Source organism: Paenibacillus sp. SEL3, assembly GCF_054602585.1.
Genome location: NZ_CM137725.1, coordinates 5227686 through 5251505, shown reverse-complemented (window position 1 = coordinate 5251505; position 23820 = coordinate 5227686). Strand labels below are relative to the sequence as shown.

Below are 23820 nucleotides of genomic sequence, written 5' to 3'. Positions count from 1 at the left end.
GTATGGATTGTTACATGCACAGGAGGATTGGAGAAAAATGATTGGGAAATTTTTAATTTTCTCTCTACTATGGAGTTTGCTCGGCAACCCGTTTCTGGCACTGCTCGTACTCTTAATCGTGATCTATATATTGGATCGTAGCTTTGTCGGTGTATTGCCCAGCATCAGCAAACCATGGAAAAGAAGACGCAATGCCGCTCGATTGCGCCAACAGATTGCGCTAAACACCAACGATGTGGCTGCTAGGTTCGATTTGGCTCGTATCTGGATCGAAAGCAAGAAATATCCGCAGGCTTTGGAGCTCTTATTGGAAATTCAATCCCGTTATGAAGACTCAGCAGACTATTGGAACGCACGGGGAACGGCTGAAGTACATACAAACCATCTGGAGGATGGAGAACAACATTTACTAAAAGCACTGGATATTAACCCGCGGGTACAGTACGGTGAGCCTTATTTGCATTTAGCCGCTGCTTTCAAGGAACGTGACGTCAATAAGTCGCTTCATTATCTGCAGCAATTTCAGGAGATTCAGTCTTCTTCCAGCGAGGGTTATTATCTGACAGGCTTGATGTACCGTATGCTGGGACGCAAGGATGAAGCCACTATAGCCTTTAACCAGTCCATTGCCGTCTATCGCTCTCTACCCAAATACCGCAAACGAAGTGAGCGCAAGTGGGCTGCGCGTAGCTTATTTCGTAAATCAATCGGCTAAACAGCGCCTACTAACGCAAACAAAGAGGTTCATAATGGTCAGTTTCTACTGTCATCATGAACCTCTTTCTTTAATATACTTTGTCTGATCCAAAGCATCCTCTCACGCTCGCCTTAATGGCGCATAACCAAGCCGATTCAACTCTTCCGCAATCACGCGATAACCACGACTGTTCGGATGCACCCGGTCTAACGAAAGTAGTGCCCGTTCATAGCCCTCAAATGCGGGATAAATATTCGCCACCCGGTAATTCGGTCCGCCTAATGTATAGAGAAACGAGTTGTACTGACGCACATATACTCCCGCCTCCCTTACTTCTGGAAAAGGATTATATAATCCCACCATTCGAATGATAAATGGCTCACGCTGACCGGACTTTATCTGATACAGGGCATGTACAATTTGGCGTACATGTTCTTTTGTGTGATTCAACGCTTGTGGAATGGAAGAACCCGACAAGCCGGACCCTCCAGCAAGGGCGCTGATGTATGGGCGCAGATCATTCCCGCCGATCGTTACCGTTATAAGTTCAGCCCGGCTGATCGCCGACCGAAAAAGTGGATTGTTGCGGACCATGGACAGCAACTCCTGCGATGTCAGCCCGTTAATTCCCAGATTCTCGTAACTGACTGGCGTACGCAGATGTCTTTCTGCCATTCGCCGATAGATAGGTACAAATCCGCCGCTCAGCAACGTCCCTGCACCTGTTGTTAAAGAATCTCCAATCGCTGTGTAGTGGTACGCCAATGAAACCCACCTCCCTCTTTCTGCATAACATATCTTATGTAGAAAGAGGGACGCGGGACCCGGAGATTCGCTTATTCTTCGTCTATTTCATATACACAATGGAATTGCCCACCATCCGGCAAATCCTCTGATCCATACACGGCAAAGCCCACTTTGCGGAAAAAATCTGCCCCCTCCGCATCCGTGTCCACAGTAAGCCGTTTTGGATTACGCTCCTGAATGAGCGTAAGTAGCATACCTCTGGCATATCCTCTATGACGGTTTTCAGGCAACACGGCCAGATGGCGAATTACAGTTGTTCCATCCTCCTGGTCCTCAAAGCCGACAATACCTACAATAAGTCCTTCATCTTCTACACCGAACAGCTTCCAGTCATCCGAGCCTTGATAGGTACGTAAAGCTGTTTCTCCGCGTTCAGGATGATCCAGCACGGCGTAGGTTAACAGCTCCAGAACTTCCTCACGATCTGAATCTATTTTTATATTTTTAAACATTGTTTGTCGTCTCTCCTTAATATCCTAAAATTAGGATTTCACTCTAATTCTCCATAATAAGCAACGGCCAGTTATCAAGCCATTGCTTCTCAAATACACGCTGCCGAAAAGCCGTTGTGTGACGAAACAAAGGGCTTTGCCGTACCCGCATATCCAGCAGATCTTCCAATCCATGCGGACAAATAACCTCTATTTGATCCTTGTCATTCAATCTAACCGCCACCGCCGTTGCCGTCTCTGGCCAGCGGCTCATCGCATCCTCTACCGAGGAATAAGGAGCCTCCCCGTTGCGAAAATGCATCCGAGCCTGATTTTTGACAGACCAGTTACGTCCGGCCTGCTTACGGTTCAAGGACAACTCTAGATACTCATCTCGTTCCTCTAGCGTGTTTTTCGGGTCAAAATAGATAACATCTATATCGTTTAAAGGTGTAGCCGTTGTATAGCCATGGAGCTTATCCCAAACGCGGTTACGTACATAGCCTGCGGCAATACATCCTTGCGGCAACTTCAGCTCTCGCACATAGCGCAAGTCTTCCAGTACCTGCGGATCATTCATATATTGTATGACTCGTAGCACATCTTCTTCCGACTTCATCCTGCACTCAACTCCCTTTTTATGATGACAGTTGCTGCACCGATTCTCCTCCTTGAGCCGCGATCCGTGCTGTACGCTGCACCAGGCGGCGGCGTGCGACCAGAAGGAACGGAATGCCAATCACAACCGACAGGGCAACCGGAACAAAAACAACAAGCGGCGCCGTTTGACCATAGATATCCAGCAACCAGCCACCAAATAAAGGAGCCAGCACGCTTCCCAAATTATTAAATCCGATTGTACCGAAGTAGGTCCCTTTATATTGAGCATCTGCAATTTGGTCAATCAATACGTCCAGCATCGTGAACAATAACACTTCACCAACCGTAAATAGCACCATATCCAGTATAAACATCCAGCCTGAGTTTAGCATACCGCACAGCAACAGGCTGACCGCAATACATATATTCCCTGCAATCAGGGAATTCACCGGGGAAAAACGGCTTGCCAGCCGCACCAGCGGATATTGAAATGCCAATACACAAACCGCGTTGGCCGTCAGCATATATGTAAACCATCGAGTTCCTTCCGCGAAGGATAAGGACAAGAATTGAGGCATTGTGGAATTGGAATGCGCATAGCCCATCACACAAAATACCGTTCCCAGCAAAATCGGCATAAACACCGGATCACGGCTGGCTGTACGGAATGCCTCAGACATTCGCAGTGGAGCCTCTCTCGCCGTTGTACCTATATACAGATCCGATGCATAACGGGCAAATTGGATCAACAACAGCACTCCGTATAGTGCGTACACACCAGCAGCTACCATGAACGGCATACCATTGGATGCAGATCCTAACATCAAACCAAGCAACGGCCCTGCCACTACCCCAACATTAATGGCCGCATATCTCATATTATAGATAAGCAGTCTTTTCTCCTTGGGGGTTACATCTGATAACAGCGCCCGCGAGGTTGGCTCGAACAAGGACCTGCACAGTCCATTTAGAGCATTAATGACAAAAAAGGCCCAGGCCGCTTCCGCCAACGCAAAAGCAACGAATACAAGCGCCCAGCTCGCAATGGACACCAACATCACCTTACGCCGTCCGATTCGATCTGAAATATATCCACCGTAAAAGCTGGCAAAAATGCCGACCAACGAGCTTACCGACACGATCACCCCCGTATGAAAGGGGGACACTCCTAAACGGGTGGTAAGGTAAATTGACAAAAACGGGATACTCATGGATGTCGCCATCCGCCCGAAAATAGTACCGACAATAATCGTCCAAGCCAGCGGGTGAATGGAACGCAACTGTTCTTTCATATATGCCTCTTACGTTCTCCTTCCGCGTGCAAGTCTAATAAGGGGGGAAAACGGTCTAGCACTGGTGAATATAGCGTTCCAGTTCTAAACACGTTGCTTGATAGACAGATTGGAGCGCAGACAACTTCGCTTTCGCATTCTCGAGTCGGTTCTCCCGTGCAAGCTGTTCAATATCCGACAGCAACGAGGACAAACGCCCGACACCCAGACTCACGCTGCCTGATTTCAACTCATGAGCAGCCTCTACTACTTTTGTGACTTCGCCCACAGCAGCCAGTTCTCTTAACTTATTGATTTTGGCAGGTGTATCACTTGTATACATTTCGACCAATGACTCCAGTAGTGCCGTGCTGCCATCCTCGTCCAGCAGCATAATTTCACGTATAACTTTCTTATCCAAAATCGGCTCGGTTTCCGGCTTTGGAAGCCATTTGACAAGCTTTTCAGAGAGCTTTTCAATCGTTACTGGCTTTATCAAGTAATCGTTCACTCCAACCTCCCGGCCCCGTGCCTGATCCTCCTCAGACACATTTCCGGTCAAAGAAATGATCGGTACAGGTGGTTGCTGGTTTTCTGCTTCCCTCTGGCGGATCGCTTTTGCCGCATCATGACCATTTAGCAGAGGCATGTAATGATCCATTAGAATACAAGCGTAGGATCGTTCGGAGGCCGCTTTTACAGCAGCTTGTCCATCCTCAGCAAAATCAATATGCCGGAATCCCAAATGGTTAAGCTGTAATTGCACCACCTGACGATTCACCCGATTATCCTCAGCCACCAAAATAGTTTGAGAATGACCATGCTCACGCAGCAACTCGCTAAATACCTTTAAATCACCATTTTCATGCTTCTCCATTTCGTCTGCCTGCCCCGATCCTTTCATGAAGGGAATTTCAAACCAGAACGTAGAGCCTTGGCCTTCTTCACTGATGACCCCAATTTCCCCCTGCATGAGTTCCACAAATGAACTGCATATCCATAGCCCCAGACCCGTTCCTCCATATTGGGAGGCACTGCCTTCACCGGCTTGTACATAAGGCTGAAACAGCTTATTCTGATCCTCCGGTGAAATCCCAATACCCGAATCCTGCACCTCAAACCGAACACGTTGGGAATCTTTTGTTTCTTCCACTAATTTTGTTCGAACGATGAGCAATCCTTCACTCGTAAATTTATTCGCATTGTTCAACAGATTGAGCAAGATCTGCATGATCCTTGCCGAATCTCCCTCCAGATGCTCTGCCACATCGGTATCGGTCTCTATACTCAAACGGTTACCCATCTGATAGATTTGCGGCTCCAACAACTGAGCAACATGGCCCATAATCGCCTCAACTCTAACGTTTCCGATCTCCAGTTCCATCTGTCCTGCTTCCACTTTGGATATATCAAGCAGATTATTAATCATGTTCAACAACAGGGAGGCTGACTCACGTATCACACCGATGGCCTGCCGTTGATCCGGGGAAAGTTTGGATGAACCTAACATTTCGATCATTCCAAGTATTCCGTTCATTGGCGTTCTGAATTCATGACTAACCACAGCCAGAAAAGTGCTCTTTAGGTCATTAGCCCGTACCGCTTCTTCCTTCGTCCGTGATAATTCCGCATTGCTTTTGGCAAGCTGACGCTGCAGATTAACCAGCTCGTTGTTCATTGATGAAAATTCATTCAGCAGCTTTTCTTCCTCAGCCTTGCCTTTCACAATCTCATCCGTTAATTGTTCGACCGTTTTCCGCAGGACAGCCATTTCTGCTGTCGGTTCCTTCATATTAAAAGGCCCCCTTTACAAAATGACTTACAGGTTCACAAAACTAACCTTATTTCCTGAGCGAAAGTAAGTCACCCGCAACCTCCAGCGCTTCTTCCGCACCTGGCGCGTATCCGTCCGCCCCTACTTCTTGCCACAAGAGGGAATCGAGATTAAAAGGCAAGCCTCCGACCATAATTTTCACATGGCTAGTCGTTGGGTCTTGCCGAATGAGAGCAATCAACTCTTTCACTAGATGGACATGGTAAGCCATGGTAGCTGAGATAGCCACTACATCCGCCTTGTAACTCACAATGGCCTGAAGCAAACTCCGGTTAGGTACATTGGCGCCTAAATAATACGTATCCCAACCATCCATTTCAAATATATCAGCCAGCATACGCACTCCAATTTCATGCTGCTCGCTGCCTACACACGCCGCCACCAGGCAGCGTTCCTTACTTCCACTCCCCATCCATCTGGGATACAGGCTTGAAATAATAAATTGAGTCACGGCAGTGCAAAAATGCTCTTGACCGACGGTGATTTTGCCTTCATGCCATAGACGGCCTATTTCATATTGCGAAATTTGAAAAATATATTTATACGTATGTTGAATAGAGATACCCTCATCCAGCAAGCGAACGATCCAATCCAAAGCCTGTCTGCGATTACCTGAGAGTAAATATTCCAAATATTGAGCCACGTCAGCAGCATAGGGATTATCACCTGTAATAAAAGAGGCATACTCCTCTTTCTTCCCAATTTGCTGTATCCCCAAATCCAGGTGCTCCAGCACCATGACTTTATTCGTATGATCGAAGTGCTCTACCAACGTCTCCTGGATTAATCTGAAATTGATGCTCAAATCTTCTTGGGTTATCCCGAAACCCTCCAGAAGCTTTTTTAACCAAGAAACATACTGTGTAAATAAAATAGGGCTGTTCATGATTACACTTTCAGCCAAATAGTTCAAACTATATATGGAATCCTGTTTTGTCTTTATTTTACCGTTATCCCCAAAACGCTGCAAAAGATCGGGCTGTAATTCGTATTGCTTATGGGTAACTAATTCAGCCAAAGCTCCTGCTTGCATCAATAGCGATTCACCTGCGGTGTATTGCTGTATACTCATGTACAGCTCCTTCCCCGACAAGGTTTTGTATTCGAAACAGGTACTGGGAATTTGTTCCGGACGTGACTATTAGACAATTATACCTGATTTGCGTCTCTACATTAACCCTACTCCCCCATAATACGACAAAAAAATAAAATACCGAAAAGTCGGTATTTTATCTAAAGCAGATTTAACCTGCACATGCACCATTTATGATCCGTTACTCTTCTGCCCCTCAGCCGTTAGTCCAAGCTTTTTTAACAGATGAATAGCCTGCTCCTTCTCTTCCACGGATAAGCCATCCACGGTCTCCATAATAACACGATGATGCTGCGGGAATATTTGCTCAAAGAAATGACGTCCATCATCAGTCAATTCTGCATAAATCACACGCCGATCATCTTGGGATGCACGACGGGTAAGCAAGTTTTTTTTCTGAAGTTTATCTACCACGTACGTAATATTCCCACTAGAGATTAGTACCTTTTCTCCAATTTTCTGCAAAGGCTGGGGTCCCCGATAATACAGCAGATCAAGCACACCAAATTCTGTTGTATTTAATCCATGACTATGAATGTCCCGATTCGTACGGGAAGTGACCGAATTATAAGCACGAGCCAGAACAACGAACAAATTAAGTGCTAAGTCCTGATCATCTGGTTTTACAGACATATTAACAGCCTCCGTTACTCATATCTTTATTCCAAGATATCTTAATTGTGCGCTTTTGTCAAGTTTAAGCGTTCCTCCCCCTACTCCTACGGCCTAAAAAAGGAGGAATTGTCGTCTATTATGTGAAGATTACAGTTCATTATGTAAAAAAAGCCCGCTCTCAGCCAGTCTTAACACACTGATCCAGAGAGCAGGACGATTATATTGCAATCCCTAACTTCTTACGTAAAAATACGTAGGCAATACGGCCGCATAATACTCCCAGAACATTCAGTATGATGTCATCCACATCCATTGTACCTGCGCCCAGCAGCATTTGGGACACCTCAAGAATGACCAGTGCGATCACTATCGTTACCAACAGACTGCCTATACTTCGCATGGACACCCAAATGATAGGCACAAGGATACCGAAGGGAATGAATACGCCAATATTACCGAGCAAATTAATACCCCATACCCGAAAAGGAAACGACTCCATTGCCCGGCAGTATTGCCTGATTGTATCAAATGGAACCATATTATACGAATACGGAGGTCCCGGTCGTAATGTACGACCAAAACCGAGAAACATCCAATATAATAGAAGCCCTGTATATAAAATCAATAACACCAATGCCACATGTTGAAACAGGCGGGTCCTAGACATTACTTGATACGGACGTCGATCTGTCCATTGGCCCGTGCGATAATAACCTGGTCCGCCATATTAATGAACAGTCCGTTATCGACTACACCCGGAATTTGGTTCAAGCGGATTTCCAACTCCTGCGGATTCTCAATCGTACCATAGCGACAATCGGCAATATAATTACCGTTATCCGTAAGGAAGCGCTCGCCGTCTTTCATACGCCACTCCGCCTTGCAGCCCGTCTGCCGCAAGGCCTCCAACGTCCATTCACTGGCAAAGGGTACGACCTCAACGGGTAAAGGAAATGCACCCAGTACCTTCACATCCTTGGACTCATCGACAATAATAATTAATCGGTCGCTATTGCTTTCCACAATTTTCTCTCTCAGCAGGGCTCCGCCTCCACCTTTCACCAGTACCAGTTGCTCGTTCACTTCATCTGCACCGTCGATGGTAACATCAAGCCTTCCAATCTGATCAAACGGAATGATGGGAATTCCCAGCTCCCTGGCCTGATCTTCCGAGGCTTGGGATGTAGCTACAGCCTGTATATGTAATCCTTGCGCTACACGCTCACCAATTTTTTGAATAGCCCAAAAGGCTGTCGAGCCTGTACCAAGTCCTACTTTCATACCGTCCTGAATCGCCTCAACTGCTTTTTCAGCCGCTTTTTGCTTTAAATTCATTATCATCTCTCCCGCTATATAGGCTAGTATTGATCATCATCCATTTTATAAGAGAACGCTTTATATTAATAGAGACAGCTTTTTACCATAACAAAGGCTGTTTTCATCGTGTTCATACTCCCCAAATCGTTCAACAGGTTCGTATCCCCGCTTGGTATAGAGAGCAATCGCTTCAGGTTGAGCCGCTCCGGTCTCCAGTTTAATTCTTACAACTCCCCGTTTGCTGGCTTCCTCTTCCAAAAAAGATAATAGGCTCACCGCAATCCCTTGTCTGCGATAAGAGGAATCGACATAAAATCTTTTAAGCTCCATTTCTTCCGCATCTATAGGCCTAAGCCCTCCACAAGCCACCGGTTTTTCGTCCACATACACAACAGCGAAAACCATTTCTTTAACTTTCGGATTGGAAAAATCAACCAAGTAAATTTCATCGGCAGGATACCTTTCCAGCAAGTCCTCATCCAGCCTTTGAATCAACTTATGCAGATCCTCGTGATTACTCTCAACCTTTAAAATCGTAAGCTTGGACATTCTTCTTATCCCTCTTCTCTTTGCATGGATATAAAGACTCATTTGCAAACAATTCACAAAAACCGCGATAAATCAAGCATTTCCAACGTTAAATATGAAAAATGTCCCAAATTGATAAGTGCATTTGACTCTATTATAAAGTATGATGGTTTCTGTTGAATAGTTGCTTATGGACTGTAATGAATTCAAATTTCAAGTTGAAGTATAAATTGGAATATACTGAAACACAGACAGCGTTTACCTATTAAAAATTAATTTTTTATTGTGTAAGGTATTCATTTCAAGGGCTTTTCGTACGACATATATATAGGGATATCATACTTGTCTGTAAAAGGACTTAAGACCTATTACATAAAATTCAAGGGTCTATGATCTCGATTATTTTGTTTGTAAGGGGGACTTGATTATCTCATTCGATAAGCGGTTCAACACCATATACAAAAAATACAACCAGGGAGTGGAACATTTTGAAAAAGTGGAGTAGCTTATCATTCTTCACCAAAAACCTATTATTATCCTTCTTCAACATCGTATTGATTGGGCTAGTTCTTATTGTGTCCAGCTATTTGATCCAACGTACGATTTTGATAGACCAATTGCATGGACAAGTGGAAAAAATCACATTGAAGTGGGCACAGGGCATTAATTCCGATGAAGTAACCCAAGCGGTTCAAGAGAAAAATTATGATGGACCCATTCAAACCAAACTCCGCGCGTACCTAGACAACATCATGGCGACGAATCCGAATATCTCTCATGCCTATATTTTCGGGACGGAGCTCGAAAATGGCAATCTGACATCTATTGTGGCGATGCCAACGGATCTCAGAGAAGCATTTGAAAAAGATAAGATGCTCGTTGGCTCTATGTATGAGCAACCCAATGTCGTGGCAGTAGGCGTAACCGGTATGCTGGACAGTGGCAAACCAACATTCACCAGCTTCTACGATGATACTTTTGGTACATGGACGACTTTGATGACTCCGATTAAAGATCCAAGTGGCAAAATCTTTGCATATTTTGCAGTCGATGCAGATGCCGGTGCCGTACCTGCAGGATTGACCAAGCTGCTCATTAGCGGCGCTACCATTTTAGTGATTTTCCTACTGATCTGCCTGGCGCTTCAATATTGGGTTGTGAAACGTACGCTGTCCCCGATTAAGCAATTGATGTACGGTATCAGCGAAGTAAGCAGAGGAAATCTGGATGTTCAAATTCATGCAGGTCATGATGATTTGGGACTCGTAAATCAGAATTTCAACGATATGGTAAGTCATATTAACAGCATTATGACTAAAGTGAAGCAGACAACTGATGAAGTCAATGAATCCGCCAAAGAATTACTCGCAATCTGCGAACAAAACGGAATCAATTCCAACATCATCAATCAAAACATCAGTGAAATCACGGAGAATATCCGTTCGCAGGAAAAAGCAACAGGCGATAGTGCACGTGCCATGGCTGAAATGGCTTCGGTCATTCAAAATATTGCCACGAGTTCTTCCAATGTTGCGGAAGAAGCCAATTCAGTAGAGAAACGCTCTAACGAAGGCAACGAGATTGTAAGTAAGGTGTCATCCCAAATGCACTTGATTACCGATACAGTAACCAATACTTCCCGTATCATCAAGTTGCTCGACAGTCGTTCGCAGGAAATTGGCAATATCATCAGTACCATTTCAGGCATCTCCAGTCAAACCAACCTGCTCGCTCTGAACGCTTCTATTGAAGCTGCGCGCGTTGGTGAAGAAGGTAAAGGCTTTGCCGTCGTTGCCAGTGAAGTACGTAAGCTGGCAGAACAATCTGCGGAGGCAACCAAACAGATTACATCACTGATTGAAGAAATTCAAAATGAAATCGGACAAGCTGTGAAGTCGATGGAGCAAGGAAACGTTGAAGTTCAAAACGGAATCGTCGTTGCTGGACAAGCAGGCGTGCTGTTCAATGATATTCTTCAAGCAACTAAAAATGTAGCATGGCAAATCCAAGAAGTATCCAGCGCTACTGAGCAAATATCTGCGGGTACACAGGAAATGACAGCGACAGCAGACGATCTTTCTTCCACTGTAACCAAAACAGCCAATAACAGTGTTCACATTGTGCAAACGGTGGAGGAACAAAAAGCTTCTTTGGATTCGATTATTGATTCATCCCATAAATTGACATCCATGTCTGAAGAGCTTCAAGAAATTACATCTTATTTCAAAATTGCAGACACCAACCGTAGCAAATCATAATAGCCATTTATCGACTTAAAGTTAATTTCATAAGTAAATCATTCATTCGGTAATGCCTCCCTCCTGTTCATGCATTTGAAGGGATCGGAGGCATTTACTGAGTTTACCATTTATATTAAGACATCATACATTCAGGAGGTTAGCGTAATGGCTTCATTACTACAAAACAGTACACAGACAACCCCTTCCCCATTCCTAGTTCCCTTGGATTATGCACGTATACAACGCAAGCATACATCCTCTACTTATCAAGTAGAGTTAGAAGCGTCCATCTCGGAACAATTAAATCAGCAAAAAACTGCGGGAGACAAACAAGCGTTGCTCTTATCAGCATATACTGCATGGGTATATCGCCTTTCCGCAGAAGAAGAAGTTTCTTTTTCTACTTTCGTGCCACAAACTGGTCTGCTTACAGCTTCGCTGACAGTCGAAAAGGAAACGACTTTTCATGAACTAGCAGACTTATTTCAGGAGATGCTCCGTGAGCCAAGTGCACACCTTGCGGAACCACAAGCCGATACTTCATTTTCGACAAATCTGCCTACGGACAGCGGTGTAGAATCCCGTATTATGGATTGGGCTGTCAGTGAACACAATGGCGCTTATCAAATACAGATACGATATGATCAATCACTCTTGCTGGAAACAACGGTTGTCCGATACGCAGAATACTTTGAAACCCTTTTGCGTGGCGCGCTAACCAACAGCCATGCACCTGTGAATTCAATTGATATATTATCGGATGCAGATCGAGCTGCTCACGAAGCTTTAAATAATACAGTCGTGAAATATCCTGAGCATCAAACTATTCATGGAATGTTTGAGGAGGCGGCTTCACAATACCCTGATCGTCCGGCTATTGCTTCCCACACTGGAGAGTACACGTACCGTGAGTTGAACGAACGCGCTAACCAAGTCGCACGTGTCTTGTTATCCAAAGGTCTTACCAAAGGTGAATTCGTGACCATCTTCATGGAACGGAGCTTAGAGACCGTTATTTCACTGCTTGGTATCCTAAAAGCCGGAGGCGTATATGTACCTGTTGATCCCGCCCACCCCGCTGACCGGAGTAGCTACATTGTCGAAGACACGCGTTCTCCTTTTGTATTAACAACTTCCGCACTTATGGAACAAGCGACTGAACTGTGCGGTTCTATTGAAACGGTAAAAGAAATTTTAGCTATTAATGGGCCGCTGGCAGGCTATGCTGCAAGCAATCCGAACGTTCGTGTAAGTCCGGATGATCTAGCTTATGTCATCTATACATCCGGCTCTACAGGCAAACCGAAAGGTGCCCTGATCGCTCACCGCGGTGTTGTTAACCTAGGAGCTGTCGTGCAACGCGATTGCGACATTACACCTCAGGATGTATTGACCCAATTTGCAACCTACAGCTTTGATGCATCCGTTTGGGATACCATTGGAGCCTTGTTTTACGGTGCAAAATTGTACTTGCTGTCTTCTGAAGAGCGTGTATCTGTTGAAGAATTCGCTGAAGCCATTGCACGTACAGGCACGACGATTATTACCATTTTGCCAACTGTATTCTTTAATCAGCTATCTACGTACTTGTCAGACGAAGGCTATCGCAAACTCGCTAAGGTACGGATTGTTACTGTAGCAGGCGAAGCGCTGTACGGCTCCCAAGTTCGAGCGTTCCAAAGCAAGTTCGGTACAGATACCGACATCGTAAACGTATACGGACCGACCGAATGCACCGTAGCGACAACGACCCATCGGGTCCGTGGTGCCGTGCCTGAGCATGTCGTCAATATCCCGATCGGCAAGCCGATTTACAATTACAAAGTGTATATCGTTAACGATGATAACAAGCTCTGCCCAGTCAATATTCCGGGTGAAGTATGTATTGCTACTCCTGCATTGGCCCATGGTTATCTCCATCAGCCAGAACGTACAGCGCAATCGTTCGTGGACAATCCTTTTGTTCCGGGTGAAAAAATGTACCGCTCGGGTGATATCGCCAAGCTGCTGCCAGACGGTACGATTGAATACGTAAGCCGCAAGGATTCGCAGCTCAAAATTCGTGGAAATCGGATTGAAATCGGAGAAATTGAAGATCATTTTTCCAAACATCCAGGTGTTCAGGACGTCGCTGTGGTAGCCGTCAAAGATCACACAGATCAGAACATGCTAGTTGGCTATTTCACCACTTCGGATGGACAATCCATTCCACAGGACGTTATTCAGTCTTATATTGGGGGCAAGCTACCTTCTTATTTTGTACCGAGCCATGTCGTTCATTTGGAAGCTATGCCAATTTCACCAACTGGCAAGATCGATCGCAAAAAGCTGGCCCTGCGGCCACTGCCGGAAGCGTCTGATCTTTCATTTGGCGGGGAACCTCTTCGCGAAGGAACCGAAACACTCATTGCCGAAGCATGGACTCAAGTGCTTGGTAAAAATAACATTGGCGCTACCGATGATTTCTTCCTGATCGGGGGCGACTCGCTTCGTGTCATTCATGTGCTGGCTATTCTGAAGCCACGTTATGGCGCGCTGCGCATCGGAGATTTTTTCCGCTACAAAACCGTTCGTGAGCTTGCTGAATACGTGGAACAATTAGGTACGGAACAAACGCAGCAACGCAAGCCACTCGCGATTCCTCAAGAAAAAATGGATTTGAATGAGCATCCTATTGAGCTGTCTGATGCTTCTGACTTAGCTGAAGTCCGCGACTTGCGCGTGATTTTGTTGACTGGAGCTACAGGCTATCTGGGCTCGCACATTTTGTATGACCTGCTTCAACGGACAGAAGCCAAAATATACGCGATGGTACGCCCTTCTCAGGACGGTCCATCTGGTATCGAGCGTATTCAGTCCGTATTGACGGGATATTTTGGACATGATATCTCCAGCTTGATCGAAGGACGAGTGAAGGCTGTCTATGGGGATCTGGAGCAAGCTGATCTGGGTCTCTCTTCTGTCGACCGCCATATGCTGGAGCACCAAATCGACGGCATTATTCACAGCGCCGCTGACGTACGCCATTTTGGTGATTCGGCAGCCTTCGATCGCACGAATGTGACCGGAACACTGGAACTGTTGAAAATCGCTCAAGCCAAGCCAGGAGTATCCTTCCATCATGTCTCCACTATGGGAATACCGGAGGATCTTGCTAACGAAGGAAAATGGGAGTCGGCATTGGAGCTTTCTGCCTTCCCAGACGAACTGAATGTGGACAACCTGTACACGAATAGTAAACTGGCTGCGGAGAAGCTGTTGTTCCAAGCAGCTCAAGCGGGTACGCCTGTCTCGATCTATCGCGCGGGTAATTTGACAGCCCATTCGGCCAACGGACGCTTCCAGCGAAATATTGATAGCAATGCTTATTATCGTATGATGAAGGCGATGCTGCTGCTGGGCAAAGCGCCACAAGCCGATTGGCATACGGACTTCACACCGATTGATTACGCCAGCCGTGCTATCGTAGAGCTGTCTGTTCATCAAAAAAGCGCAAACCGTATTTTCCATATCTGCAATCCGAACCCACTGCCATATGATGAACTGATCGCTATGGTAAACCAACTCGGTTACGTAGTAGAAACCCTGCCTTTTGACGATTACAGCGCCTGGTTGCTAAATCCGTCTTCCGGCATTCAGGAGGATGCACTTCACCTTGCTATGGGACAACTGGAAGGTGACGGAGCCAAGGATTCAGCTTACCGTTACGGATGCTCTGTAACCACAGCTCTGCTGGAACAAGCTGGCGTTCAATGCCCGGCAACCGACCTGAATTTTATTCGGAACATGATCCAGCATGCCGTCGAGATCGGTTACTTCCCGACCTCTTCACCGGTATCTGTAAAAGCTACACAGAGGTAACAAAGTTGTGATATTTCCCCCGCGTGTTTTCGGTATGATAGACTAGATTTTGCTAGTTTCATATCTAGTATAAACCTCTATACTTTCAGAATTTTTTTGCATGCGGGGGATGTCATTCAATGAAACACACTTTTTTTAAAAGAACGTTGCTGATCATAAGTTTGTTGGCTATTTTAGGAATTTTGGTGTATGAAGCACGTAGCATATACCACACACCTACAGTTAAAGGGGCTCATCGTACACGCACAGCTAATGCAGATCGACTGGTACGCCATTTATTTTCAATGACGCCTACACCAGATAAAGTATATTACCAAAACAAAGTAATTGTCCTGATGTATCATGAGGTGACCAAGACTCCACCTGATCCCGGTGCTCTCAAGCTTAGTAATTTAACGAGGCAGTTGGACGAAATGAAAGCTAACGGCTTCCACTGGATCACGATGAAAGAGTATACGGATTTTATTTTACATAAAGCCAAGGTTCCTGATAATGCGGTACTTATGACATTCGACGATGGCTACGAGTCCTTTTATACGGACACTTTTCCTGTGTTGAAAAAGTACCAGGTACCGGCAACCAATTTTCTCATCACGTCCACGATCAGCAATCCCAAACATATTGGTATTCCAAAGCTGACATGGGATCAAATTCATCAGATGCATGCTGAAGGCATTGATTTCTACAATCATACCAATGACCAGCATGCTTACGGATACTCCAACACAGCGCGCACCCAACAAAAGCCGCTTCTGATGGCTCCAGTGTATTCGAAAAAGCTGGGGCGAATGGAAACCGAGGATGAGTTCAAACAGCGAGTTTCTACCGATTTGGACATGGCTGACAAGAAGCTGTTCAAGCATCTACACAATGATCAGAATGTACTTGCCTTCCCTTATGGTGGGTATACCAAGGAGACGATGGAAATTTGCCGTTCCTTGGGTATTGACGTTACGTTTACGGTGAAACGCGGGATTAACTCGCCAGGGCAAACGAACGGCTATCGCGTCAATGCAGGTGGAATACACAATATTCCCGAAGTATTGGTGCAATACATGAAGGAAGGTGCTCCCCTTCGCCCACTTCCTTTTGCTCAAGGTCCCAACAAGGTATCCTAAACGTTGGCTAGCTTATTGAAGGATAAAAAAGAACCTTTAAAACCATTTTATGTCGTGGTTTTAAAGGTTTTTTTAATGTATGAGATGTAGATTAGGGCCAGATGCGAATTGCCGCGATAACAGCCAGATGTACCGGGTAAAAGCTACGCCACAACCAACGCGGTACCCGACTATAAAATCCGCTTTCTCCAGTTGCAAAACATACGATCAGAATACTGGACAGCAGACTAAAGTGCTGAAGATTCGCGTGATGCACCATATCATACACTACGTTCAAAACAAAATGGGCTGCAATCATCATATATGAACGGGTGTATCGATAAATCAGAACCAACAGCAGTCCATAGGCTCCGTAATCCATCTGGCTGAGCTCCATAACCAGAGCTGAGACGACGTACAGGCACGTTACAGCCGTCCAATGCTTTAAGCGGGATGCAGCAGCCAACGCAAGCAACGAGGCCAATAGCGTCCAGATTACGTTCGGTCTAAGCACATCAAACGCCAGCATATAGGGCACCTGAGAAATCAGAGCCAGTCCGAGTAGACGGAGCATGTAGCTCTGCATGTCTCGGGTATGAGTATATCCCGCATACAGCGCGTACGCGTAGATTGGAAAAGCAAGCCTGCCGGCAATTCTCCAAGCCGGATCCGTCGGAAAAAACACAAGTCCGACATGGTCAATCAGCATCGTCAGCATGGCCAACCAGTACATACAAGGCCCCCTTATTTATGTTTTACGTTTTATCTTCTGTCAAGCTCAGAATGGCGTTCATGATGTCCGTTTTCGTAACCCGCCCTACCAACTCCCGAATTGGAGTTGAAGAGCTACATTGCTCGTCCAAAACTGGAAGACAATTGACCTGATGCCGAATCAGTTTCGATATCGCTTCCAGTAAAGTGTCTTCTGGAGCAAGCGTCGTCATTTGGGCCCGGCGCGTCATTGCCATGGTCACCGGGACGGTGTGAAGATCGGTATGCCCCAGCATGACCTTCAGCAAATCCTTGCGGGTAACAATTCCAATGAGCTCCTGCTCCTCTCCTGTGACCATCAGGGTGCCTGTATTTTGCTGAAACAGCATCAGCACCGCATCATAGGCGGTCGTGTCACCGGAAATCAAAATCGGATCACTAAGTATATCCGCCACCGTCAGCTTTTTGAGCATGTTGCCGATATGACTATCATATTTAGGATGACGCCCTGGCAGGTAGCCTACCTTCGGCTTGGCATCCACCAGTCCGAGCATAACGAGCAGAGCAAGGTCAGAACGGAGAGTCGGACGCGTCAATCCCAGTGTTTCAGCAATTTTATCCCCTGTAACAGGTGCCAGACGCTGGACAATATCAACAATTTCCCGCTGTCTTTCAGACAGTTGAATAATGATTACCTCCTTATGGAGTGGGGTAGAATACATTATAAAGAGTATAGATCGGTAAATTTCAGGCATCTTCCGACAATTCATCAAATTTTAATCATACACCGCTTGTTTTCAAATTTAAAATGTGTCACAATTAAGAATGTAATACATACTAATTATAAGTTTAACGTGTGCAATATGCTACATTTATAATGAACTATTGTACATCGCGTGTGATATGTATTATGTATTATATAAACCTGAGGAGGAAATCAAATGAAATTTTTCTTGGATACTGGTAACATTGAAGAAATCAAACGTATTGAACGTTTGGGTCTGGTTGATGGTGTAACAACGAACCCTTCACTGATCGCTAAGGAAGGTCGAGTGTTCAAGGAAGTCATTCAGGAGATTTGCAGTATCGTTGAAGGTCCCGTAAGTGCTGAGGTTATTGGTCTGAAGGCTGAAGATATGCTCAAAGAAGCTTATGATATCGCCAAGTGGGCACCGAACGTGGTTATCAAGCTTCCTATGACTGAAGATGGCTTGTATGCTTGTAACGAGCTGACCAAGAACGGAATCAAAACGAATGTAACACTGATTTTCTCCGCGGCTCAAGGTTTGATGGCAGCCAAAGCTGGCGCTACTTTTATCAGCCCGTTCGTAGGACGTCTGGATGATATCGCTGTTGATGGTATGAAGCTGATTCGTGAGCTGAGACAAATTTTGGACATTCATGGTCTGAAATCCGAAATCATCGCCGCATCCATCCGCAATATTAAGCATGTAGAAGATGCTGCTCTGTCTGGTGCACATATTGCCACCATTCCAGGTTCCTTGCTCCCTTCTCTGTGGAAACACCCACTGACAGACAGTGGTATCGAACGCTTCCTGAAGGACTGGGAAACCGTACCTAAAGCTTAATTCGCCAGTCATGGCAAACGATATTATATCAACCCAAACAGCCCGTATTTTACGGGCTGTTTTTTTTGCTGTAGTGATAGCAGAACCCAAAACGCTGAACAACTTTTTTTGACAAAATAACTTGTTGTTCATATAATTGTTATAACAACTAATTAATTTCAAAGTAATTTATGTACGGGAAACAGAAAGGAGTACCTATGAATAACTTGCCTCCCGATTGTTCCATTGGGATGTTGCTCGGGATTACTCACCGCAAAATGAGTCAGCAGCTCTTGCAGCGCCTCAAACCTTATGATATTTCCCCAGAGCAATGGTCGGTTCTGTTCCAAATCTATCAGGCTGAGGGTTTAAATCAGAAAGAAATTGCAGCTAAGGCCGTGAAGGACCAGCCTACCACGACTCGAATTATTGATTTGTTGGACAAGAAGGGCTGGGTACGGCGTGTAAATAGCCCACAGGATCGTCGGGCCTATTTGCTTCATCTGACTGAAACAGGCCGACAGCTTGTGGAGAAGACTCTTCCTGTCGAACTTGATACCAATCACGATTTTGTAAAAGGAATTTCCTCGGCCGATCTGAAGCAATTCCGCCAGACTCTTTTACAAATTCACGCCAACATGACCGAATCAGAAAAACAAGGAGAGAACGATTAATATGCAACAAGGCAAGCAACCTCTTTGGACCAAGGAATTTATCGTTCTTACGGTTTCCAATTTATTTTTGTTTCTGGAATTACAGATGATCCTATCTTCCATTCCTTCTTATGTGAAAAATACATTCCACGCTAGTTCCGTTCAGGTGAGTCTCGTTACCACCTTATTCGCTTTAAGTGCGATTGCAGCACGACTCTTTTCAGCCCGTATGCTGGAAAAGGGACATCGCAGTACCCTGATCTTCGTGGGACTGCTGTTTGCATTGGCAGGAACGCTGGGGTACAGTGTTTCGCCAACGATTACAGTGCTTCTGCTCATGCGGATGTTATTTGGGATTGGCTTCGGTATGAGTAGCACGGCCTTTCCAACGATGGCCTCTGACGTCATCCCGCCCAAACGTCTCGGTGAAGGAATGGGCTTCTTTAGTCTGTCCACTAGTCTAGCGATGTCGATTGGGCCGACCATCGGCATTTCGATGCTTCAATACGGGAGTTTCAACCTGCTTGCCTATACGACAGCAGCTGTAATTGTTGTGATATTCCCGTTGGCTTACTGGCTGATTCGTACACTACCCAAAGGGCACATCGAACCACCTATGGTTCCTTTGGAAGAAGGGCGAAAACCGGCATTTAACCGTAAATTGTGGGTTCCCGCCTTGTTGAACATGCTGATGTCTATCACATATGGTGGATTACTCGGCTTTATGGCGCTTTACGGGGATGAAGCAAATCTGGCACATCCGGCCTACTTTTTCCTGTTTAATGCGGTATCCGTGCTGATCGTGCGTCCCTTCTCGGGCCGTATTTATGACAAAAAAGGGGCAAAAGCACTGCTCATTCCTGGCTCCCTGTTTTTAATTGGCGGTCTGATCCTGCTTTCCTACGCACACAGTGATGTCTTCATGTATATGTCTGCTCTTTGCTACGGTATCGGGTTTGGTGTCATGCAGCCGACCCTCCAAACCTGGATGATTCAGGTCGTGTCTCCTAAACAGAGGGGCATGGCAAACGGTATGTTTCTCAATTCCCTCGATTTCGGGGTTGCAGCCGGAGCGCTTATACTTGGCATTATCGCCAAAGCAAGTGATTATGCGTGGATGTACCGTCTTTCCTCGCTGTTTGTTGTACTGTTCTTACTAATCTATGTCATACAAATCGTTGTGAGCCGCAAGCCTAAGACGCATCTCCCTCTAGAAGGGTAGACTATATTTTACAAATGAACATTAGCTCTTACTTGCTTAGTTATCAAAAACACCCGTTGCCATGGTTTCATGGACAATGGGTGCTTTTTCATTTATTTCGCAGGAGTTTTGCGTCTTAGCTTGGGAGAACGAGGCTTTTCCCGGGACACGCTTGTTTGCTCCTCATTTACACTCATACGGTCCGTGGATTTGTCATCTGTGGGTTCATCCTGCTTGGGTCTGACCGCAAACAGCATCAGCAGAGCTGCAATGCCTCCCACTGCGGCCATCACGCCAAAGAGCAGACCATGTCCACTGCTGCCCAGCAGCAAGGATACAACCGGAGGGCCTAGTGACACCCCGACAAAGCGCATGCTGCTATACAGGGCAGTAATGGTTCCGCGTTCCTCTTTTTCAATTCCCTTTGTAATGAGAGAATCCAAACAAGGCAGCGCAAGCCCAATTCCGCCGCCCCCTAACGTAAACAGTCCGATCACCGCATAAATATTTTGGATAAATCCGAGAATGGCAAAGCTGATCGTCAATATGGCCAAACCACTGAAACCGATCCACTTCATACGCTTTTTGTGCTTGCCGATGATCTTGCCTCCTACATAAGAACACAGACAGAGGGAAATCAGCGGAATGGCTAACACAAAACCTTTCCACACTCCATGGAGGTTGTAACGACTTTCCAAGATGTCGGATAAGTAGAACAAGACGCCAAAAATGACAAACATACAAATGCCGCCCATAGCGAAAATAGCATAGAGCCAACGTCCTTTTTCGGCAAGCACCCGCTTCACATTTCCCACAAACTCCCGAAACATAATCGGTTGGTTCTTACGCTTAGGCACATGGATCAGCCAAAGCACCAAAATGAGCGAAATCAGACAGAGGCCTGGAATTACGGCCAGTGGCAAAAACCATAGAACAGCTCCCAATGCGGCACCGAGTATCGGACTTAGCACTTTGCCAAATGTGTTGTAAGTCTCGACGACCCCCAGGTTCTTACTGGCCTCATCCTCATTCTCGTACAGATCACCCACAAGCGGAATGACTATAGGAAAAGCCCCTGCCGCTCCCGCACCCTGAAGTAGACGGCCTGCAATAATGGTCCAGTATGCTGCCGAATCGTGAAGCAGCCATGCTCCCGCTGCAGAAATCCCCCCACCAATCACCGTCAGAATCAGACAGGGAACAATCACCGCCTTACGGCCAAATCGGTCGGAGAGATAGCCCGCAATCGGTATCAGTAAAATGGCCACCACCGCATATACTGTAATCAACATGCTAATCCGAAAAGAGCTTACATGTAGCTTACGTCCGATTTCCGGTAACACAGGAATCAGCATGGAATTACCCAGCGTCATCATCAGCGGGATGGAACCTAACGCAAGCAGATTCCCCTTATTTTGTTGCATCCCGTTACCACCTTTGCAAAAGTAATAACACAGCTGTTCAGATTTGTTCAACAGATGTTATTGTGTTTACATTGGTGGGGATTTATACGGCTACACTTTAAATCCACCGACCCTTGCATTCAGCAGTTGCGACATATCCGCCAGTGTATGAATAGATGATGCAATTTCCTCCATGGAAGCCAGTTGCTCTTCAGCCGCCGCACTGACGCTCTGGGTTCCTCCTGCCGACTGCTCTGCTACTTCACGAATACGTTCTACTGCTTCCACCATTCGCTCTGATCCGCCGGACATTTGTTCTACGGACCGGTTTACATTGTGAATCTGTTCGCTGACCTGTTGAATGGAACTTCCAATCTGACGAAATGCGGTTTCTGCGGATTGCATGACCTTTACGCCAGACTGCACTTCAACCGTCCCTGTCTGCATACTGGAAGCGACATTTCCAACATGCTCCTGAATATTTTGCACAAATTGTGTGATTTCTGCTGCTGAAACCGATACCTGCTCGGCCAATCTTCTTACCTCAGAGGCTACAACTGCAAATCCTTTGCCCTGCTCTCCGGCTCTTGCCGCTTCAATCGACGCATTGAGCGCCAGCATTCCTGTCTGTTTAGCAATTCCAGTAATAACAGCTCCAATCATGCCAATCTGTTCGGCCTGTTCACTAAGTGAACGTACAGCACGTGCAGAGCTGTCTACACTTTCGCTTACCTTCTCCATCTGACGCATAGCCTGACCTATAGATTGTTCCCCTGCTTCTGCATCTTTAGCGGCTGTATCAGACAACTCATATACCTGCTGGCTCGTAGCTGCAATATGCTCCAGTTCGTGGGCAAGCTCTTTCACAGTATCTGTAGTTTGTGTAATATCGTCGACCTGATGCTCCATACCAGCCGCTAATTCTTCCATTACACCGGAAGTATGACGATTGGCCTGATTCATTTCCTCTGTACTTACGCTAACCCGTTCTGCGGTTACGGTTAATGTACGCGCCGTATCCTGAGCATCCACTATAATACTGCGGAATCCCTCAATAAGCTTGTTGTAGGAGCTTGCAATCATACCGATTTCGTCTTTGGACGTAATATCCAGTCGGCTACGCAAATCTCCCCCACCTTCAGACATTTCCAACAGTTGCTCATTCATATGGTGTAATGGACGAATTGAACGAATCAGAACGATGGATTGAAAAATACTGTAAATGATAACCAGAAGCCCTACAATACTCGTAATCAAGGATGTATTCGTCATCGTTTGGTGCGCTTGCTGTACTTTCACCGTCACCATATCCTCTTGAGCTTTGACGAAGGCTACTACCTTGGTATCAAGTTGCTTGCGCAACACCCGTTCGTTTTCAAAATCATCGAGCAAATCAGAAAATGGCGGGAAAGCGTCATCTCTTGTACTCTGATACCCCGCTGTAGTCAGTAAACGATGAACTTGATTCATATAGGTATTAATCCCCGTCTTGAGATCAGTCATCTTTTTACTAGAATCCTCATTGCCTGTACTAAGCAGAGCTTCTGTCTCCTGTAGCAACTTTGCAACTTCACTTTGCTTGTTTCCGATCTCTTTCCCATACTGTTCGTCACGAGTTAGCAAATATGCCCGCTCATCATTAGATATGCCGTTTAACAAAAATTGAAGAGACTTCGAGTTATACGCAATAGCCTCTTCACGATTCATAATATCCTTGTACTCATTCTCACTATGTACGCTTAAAATGTAATTGGTCAGCAGCATTGCTGCAATCACACTCGGGATCAGTATCGCGCTAAGAATCATTTTGGCCTTAATCGTTAAATTCATGAATCGGTCCCCCAGTTATTTCTGAATAAAATGTCCAACTTACTATATATCGTTTTATTCGAT

21 protein-coding genes are annotated in these 23820 nt (G+C 45.8%); 7 read left to right on the top strand and 14 right to left on the bottom strand.

Annotated features, from left to right (window positions below; translation table 11 throughout):
• Positions 1 to 37 precede the first annotated feature (37 nt).
• Positions 38 to 715, top strand: coding sequence for a tetratricopeptide repeat protein (locus ACYCS5_RS24260; RefSeq protein ID WP_029514758.1), 678 nt, complete (start codon positions 38 to 40; stop codon positions 713 to 715).
• A 102-nt stretch (positions 716 to 817) separates the two neighbouring features.
• Here the strand turns inward: ACYCS5_RS24260 and ACYCS5_RS24255 are convergent, their stop codons facing one another.
• The 10 genes from ACYCS5_RS24255 to ACYCS5_RS24210 all read right to left on the bottom strand — a co-directional run bounded on the left by ACYCS5_RS24255 (position 818) and on the right by ACYCS5_RS24210 (position 9214).
• Positions 818 to 1462, bottom strand: coding sequence for a GDSL-type esterase/lipase family protein (locus tag ACYCS5_RS24255; RefSeq protein ID WP_039274815.1), 645 nt, complete (start codon positions 1460 to 1462; stop codon positions 818 to 820).
• Positions 1463 to 1533: 71 nt separating this feature from the next.
• Complete coding sequence (locus ACYCS5_RS24250) at positions 1534 to 1956, bottom strand: GNAT family N-acetyltransferase (protein ID WP_029514761.1); 423 nt, start codon at positions 1954 to 1956, stop codon at positions 1534 to 1536.
• A gap of 43 nt (positions 1957 to 1999) precedes the next feature.
• Positions 2000 to 2554, bottom strand: a complete 555-nt coding sequence (locus ACYCS5_RS24245; protein ID WP_341071970.1) for a nucleotidyltransferase family protein — start codon at positions 2552 to 2554, stop codon at positions 2000 to 2002.
• A gap of 19 nt (positions 2555 to 2573) precedes the next feature.
• Complete coding sequence (locus ACYCS5_RS24240; RefSeq protein WP_459760239.1) at positions 2574 to 3827, bottom strand: MDR family MFS transporter; 1254 nt, start codon at positions 3825 to 3827, stop codon at positions 2574 to 2576.
• Positions 3828 to 3882: 55 nt separating this feature from the next.
• Positions 3883 to 5598 (bottom strand): ATP-binding protein, encoded by a 1716-nt coding sequence (locus ACYCS5_RS24235; protein ID WP_459760238.1) that lies wholly within the window; start codon positions 5596 to 5598, stop codon positions 3883 to 3885.
• Positions 5599 to 5647: 49 nt separating this feature from the next.
• Positions 5648 to 6712 (bottom strand): cobalamin B12-binding domain-containing protein, encoded by a 1065-nt coding sequence (locus tag ACYCS5_RS24230; RefSeq protein ID WP_069011378.1) that lies wholly within the window; start codon positions 6710 to 6712, stop codon positions 5648 to 5650.
• 192 nt (positions 6713 to 6904) lie between these two features.
• Positions 6905 to 7366: a MarR family winged helix-turn-helix transcriptional regulator gene (locus ACYCS5_RS24225; RefSeq protein WP_013309820.1), complete on the bottom strand. Its 462-nt coding sequence runs from the start codon at positions 7364 to 7366 to the stop codon at positions 6905 to 6907.
• 199 nt (positions 7367 to 7565) lie between these two features.
• Complete coding sequence (locus tag ACYCS5_RS24220; RefSeq protein ID WP_459760237.1) at positions 7566 to 8015, bottom strand: VanZ family protein; 450 nt, start codon at positions 8013 to 8015, stop codon at positions 7566 to 7568.
• Positions 8015 to 8683, bottom strand: a complete 669-nt coding sequence (gene rpiA / locus ACYCS5_RS24215) for a ribose-5-phosphate isomerase RpiA (RefSeq protein ID WP_430023992.1) — start codon at positions 8681 to 8683, stop codon at positions 8015 to 8017. The genes ACYCS5_RS24220 and rpiA overlap by 1 nt, the downstream gene beginning before the upstream one ends.
• Before the next feature lie 60 nt (positions 8684 to 8743).
• Complete coding sequence (locus ACYCS5_RS24210; protein WP_459760236.1) at positions 8744 to 9214, bottom strand: GNAT family N-acetyltransferase; 471 nt, start codon at positions 9212 to 9214, stop codon at positions 8744 to 8746.
• 467 nt (positions 9215 to 9681) lie between these two features.
• Between ACYCS5_RS24210 and ACYCS5_RS24205 the strand changes: the two genes are divergently transcribed.
• The 3 genes from ACYCS5_RS24205 to ACYCS5_RS24195 all read left to right on the top strand — a co-directional run bounded on the left by ACYCS5_RS24205 (position 9682) and on the right by ACYCS5_RS24195 (position 16412).
• Positions 9682 to 11451, top strand: coding sequence for a methyl-accepting chemotaxis protein (locus ACYCS5_RS24205; RefSeq protein WP_029514770.1), 1770 nt, complete (start codon positions 9682 to 9684; stop codon positions 11449 to 11451).
• A gap of 147 nt (positions 11452 to 11598) precedes the next feature.
• A complete protein-coding gene (locus tag ACYCS5_RS24200) occupies positions 11599 to 15294 on the top strand; it encodes a non-ribosomal peptide synthetase family protein (protein WP_459760235.1) in 3696 nt (1231 codons plus the stop codon).
• Between the two features lie 119 nt (positions 15295 to 15413).
• On the top strand, positions 15414 to 16412 hold the full coding sequence (locus ACYCS5_RS24195; RefSeq protein WP_069011374.1) for a polysaccharide deacetylase family protein: 999 nt from the start codon (positions 15414 to 15416) through the stop codon (positions 16410 to 16412).
• A gap of 91 nt (positions 16413 to 16503) precedes the next feature.
• Here the strand turns inward: ACYCS5_RS24195 and ACYCS5_RS24190 are convergent, their stop codons facing one another.
• Positions 16504 to 17124, bottom strand: coding sequence for a TraX family protein (locus tag ACYCS5_RS24190; protein WP_209948001.1), 621 nt, complete (start codon positions 17122 to 17124; stop codon positions 16504 to 16506).
• 22 nt (positions 17125 to 17146) lie between these two features.
• A complete protein-coding gene (locus tag ACYCS5_RS24185; protein ID WP_049816861.1) occupies positions 17147 to 17824 on the bottom strand; it encodes a CBS domain-containing protein in 678 nt (225 codons plus the stop codon).
• A 219-nt stretch (positions 17825 to 18043) separates the two neighbouring features.
• On the opposite strand from ACYCS5_RS24185, the gene fsa reads away from it, so the two are divergent.
• The 3 genes from fsa (at position 18044) to ACYCS5_RS24170 (ending at position 20545) form a co-directional block, all read left to right on the top strand.
• Complete coding sequence (fsa, locus tag ACYCS5_RS24180) at positions 18044 to 18691, top strand: fructose-6-phosphate aldolase (RefSeq protein WP_013309811.1); 648 nt, start codon at positions 18044 to 18046, stop codon at positions 18689 to 18691.
• A 197-nt stretch (positions 18692 to 18888) separates the two neighbouring features.
• Positions 18889 to 19344 carry a MarR family winged helix-turn-helix transcriptional regulator gene (locus tag ACYCS5_RS24175; protein ID WP_340955148.1) on the top strand — a complete coding sequence of 152 codons (456 nt, stop codon included), beginning with the start codon at positions 18889 to 18891 and terminating at the stop codon, positions 19342 to 19344.
• A gap of 1 nt (position 19345) precedes the next feature.
• On the top strand, positions 19346 to 20545 hold the full coding sequence (locus ACYCS5_RS24170) for an MFS transporter (RefSeq protein ID WP_029516786.1): 1200 nt from the start codon (positions 19346 to 19348) through the stop codon (positions 20543 to 20545).
• A gap of 92 nt (positions 20546 to 20637) precedes the next feature.
• On the opposite strand, the gene ACYCS5_RS24165 is transcribed toward ACYCS5_RS24170, so the two are convergent.
• The gene (locus ACYCS5_RS24165) at positions 20638 to 21948 is read right to left on the bottom strand and encodes an MFS transporter (protein ID WP_029516785.1); all 1311 of its coding nucleotides are present in this window, start codon (positions 21946 to 21948) and stop codon (positions 20638 to 20640) included.
• A 90-nt stretch (positions 21949 to 22038) separates the two neighbouring features.
• Positions 22039 to 23757: a methyl-accepting chemotaxis protein gene (locus ACYCS5_RS24160; protein WP_069011371.1), complete on the bottom strand. Its 1719-nt coding sequence runs from the start codon at positions 23755 to 23757 to the stop codon at positions 22039 to 22041.
• Positions 23758 to 23820 lie beyond the last annotated feature (63 nt).

Coding starts and splice junctions, on each gene's coding strand:
- ACYCS5_RS24260 (WP_029514758.1), top strand. CDS start 38: ATGATTGGGAAATTTTTAATTTTCTCTCTACTATGGAGTTTGCTCGGC.
- ACYCS5_RS24250 (WP_029514761.1), bottom strand. CDS start 1,956: ATGTTTAAAAATATAAAAATAGATTCAGATCGTGAGGAAGTTCTGGAG.
- ACYCS5_RS24245 (WP_341071970.1), bottom strand. CDS start 2,554: ATGAAGTCGGAAGAAGATGTGCTACGAGTCATACAATATATGAATGAT.
- ACYCS5_RS24240 (WP_459760239.1), bottom strand. CDS start 3,827: ATGAAAGAACAGTTGCGTTCCATTCACCCGCTGGCTTGGACGATTATT.
- ACYCS5_RS24235 (WP_459760238.1), bottom strand. CDS start 5,598: ATGAAGGAACCGACAGCAGAAATGGCTGTCCTGCGGAAAACGGTCGAA.
- ACYCS5_RS24230 (WP_069011378.1), bottom strand. CDS start 6,712: ATGAGTATACAGCAATACACCGCAGGTGAATCGCTATTGATGCAAGCA.
- ACYCS5_RS24225 (WP_013309820.1), bottom strand. CDS start 7,366: ATGTCTGTAAAACCAGATGATCAGGACTTAGCACTTAATTTGTTCGTT.
- ACYCS5_RS24220 (WP_459760237.1), bottom strand. CDS start 8,015: ATGTCTAGGACCCGCCTGTTTCAACATGTGGCATTGGTGTTATTGATT.
- rpiA (WP_430023992.1), bottom strand. CDS start 8,683: ATGAATTTAAAGCAAAAAGCGGCTGAAAAAGCAGTTGAGGCGATTCAG.
- ACYCS5_RS24210 (WP_459760236.1), bottom strand. CDS start 9,214: ATGTCCAAGCTTACGATTTTAAAGGTTGAGAGTAATCACGAGGATCTG.
- ACYCS5_RS24200 (WP_459760235.1), top strand. CDS start 11,599: ATGGCTTCATTACTACAAAACAGTACACAGACAACCCCTTCCCCATTC.
- ACYCS5_RS24195 (WP_069011374.1), top strand. CDS start 15,414: ATGAAACACACTTTTTTTAAAAGAACGTTGCTGATCATAAGTTTGTTG.
- ACYCS5_RS24190 (WP_209948001.1), bottom strand. CDS start 17,124: ATGTACTGGTTGGCCATGCTGACGATGCTGATTGACCATGTCGGACTT.
- ACYCS5_RS24185 (WP_049816861.1), bottom strand. CDS start 17,824: ATGTATTCTACCCCACTCCATAAGGAGGTAATCATTATTCAACTGTCT.
- fsa (WP_013309811.1), top strand. CDS start 18,044: ATGAAATTTTTCTTGGATACTGGTAACATTGAAGAAATCAAACGTATT.
- ACYCS5_RS24175 (WP_340955148.1), top strand. CDS start 18,889: ATGAATAACTTGCCTCCCGATTGTTCCATTGGGATGTTGCTCGGGATT.
- ACYCS5_RS24170 (WP_029516786.1), top strand. CDS start 19,346: ATGCAACAAGGCAAGCAACCTCTTTGGACCAAGGAATTTATCGTTCTT.
- ACYCS5_RS24165 (WP_029516785.1), bottom strand. CDS start 21,948: ATGCAACAAAATAAGGGGAATCTGCTTGCGTTAGGTTCCATCCCGCTG.
- ACYCS5_RS24160 (WP_069011371.1), bottom strand. CDS start 23,757: ATGAATTTAACGATTAAGGCCAAAATGATTCTTAGCGCGATACTGATC.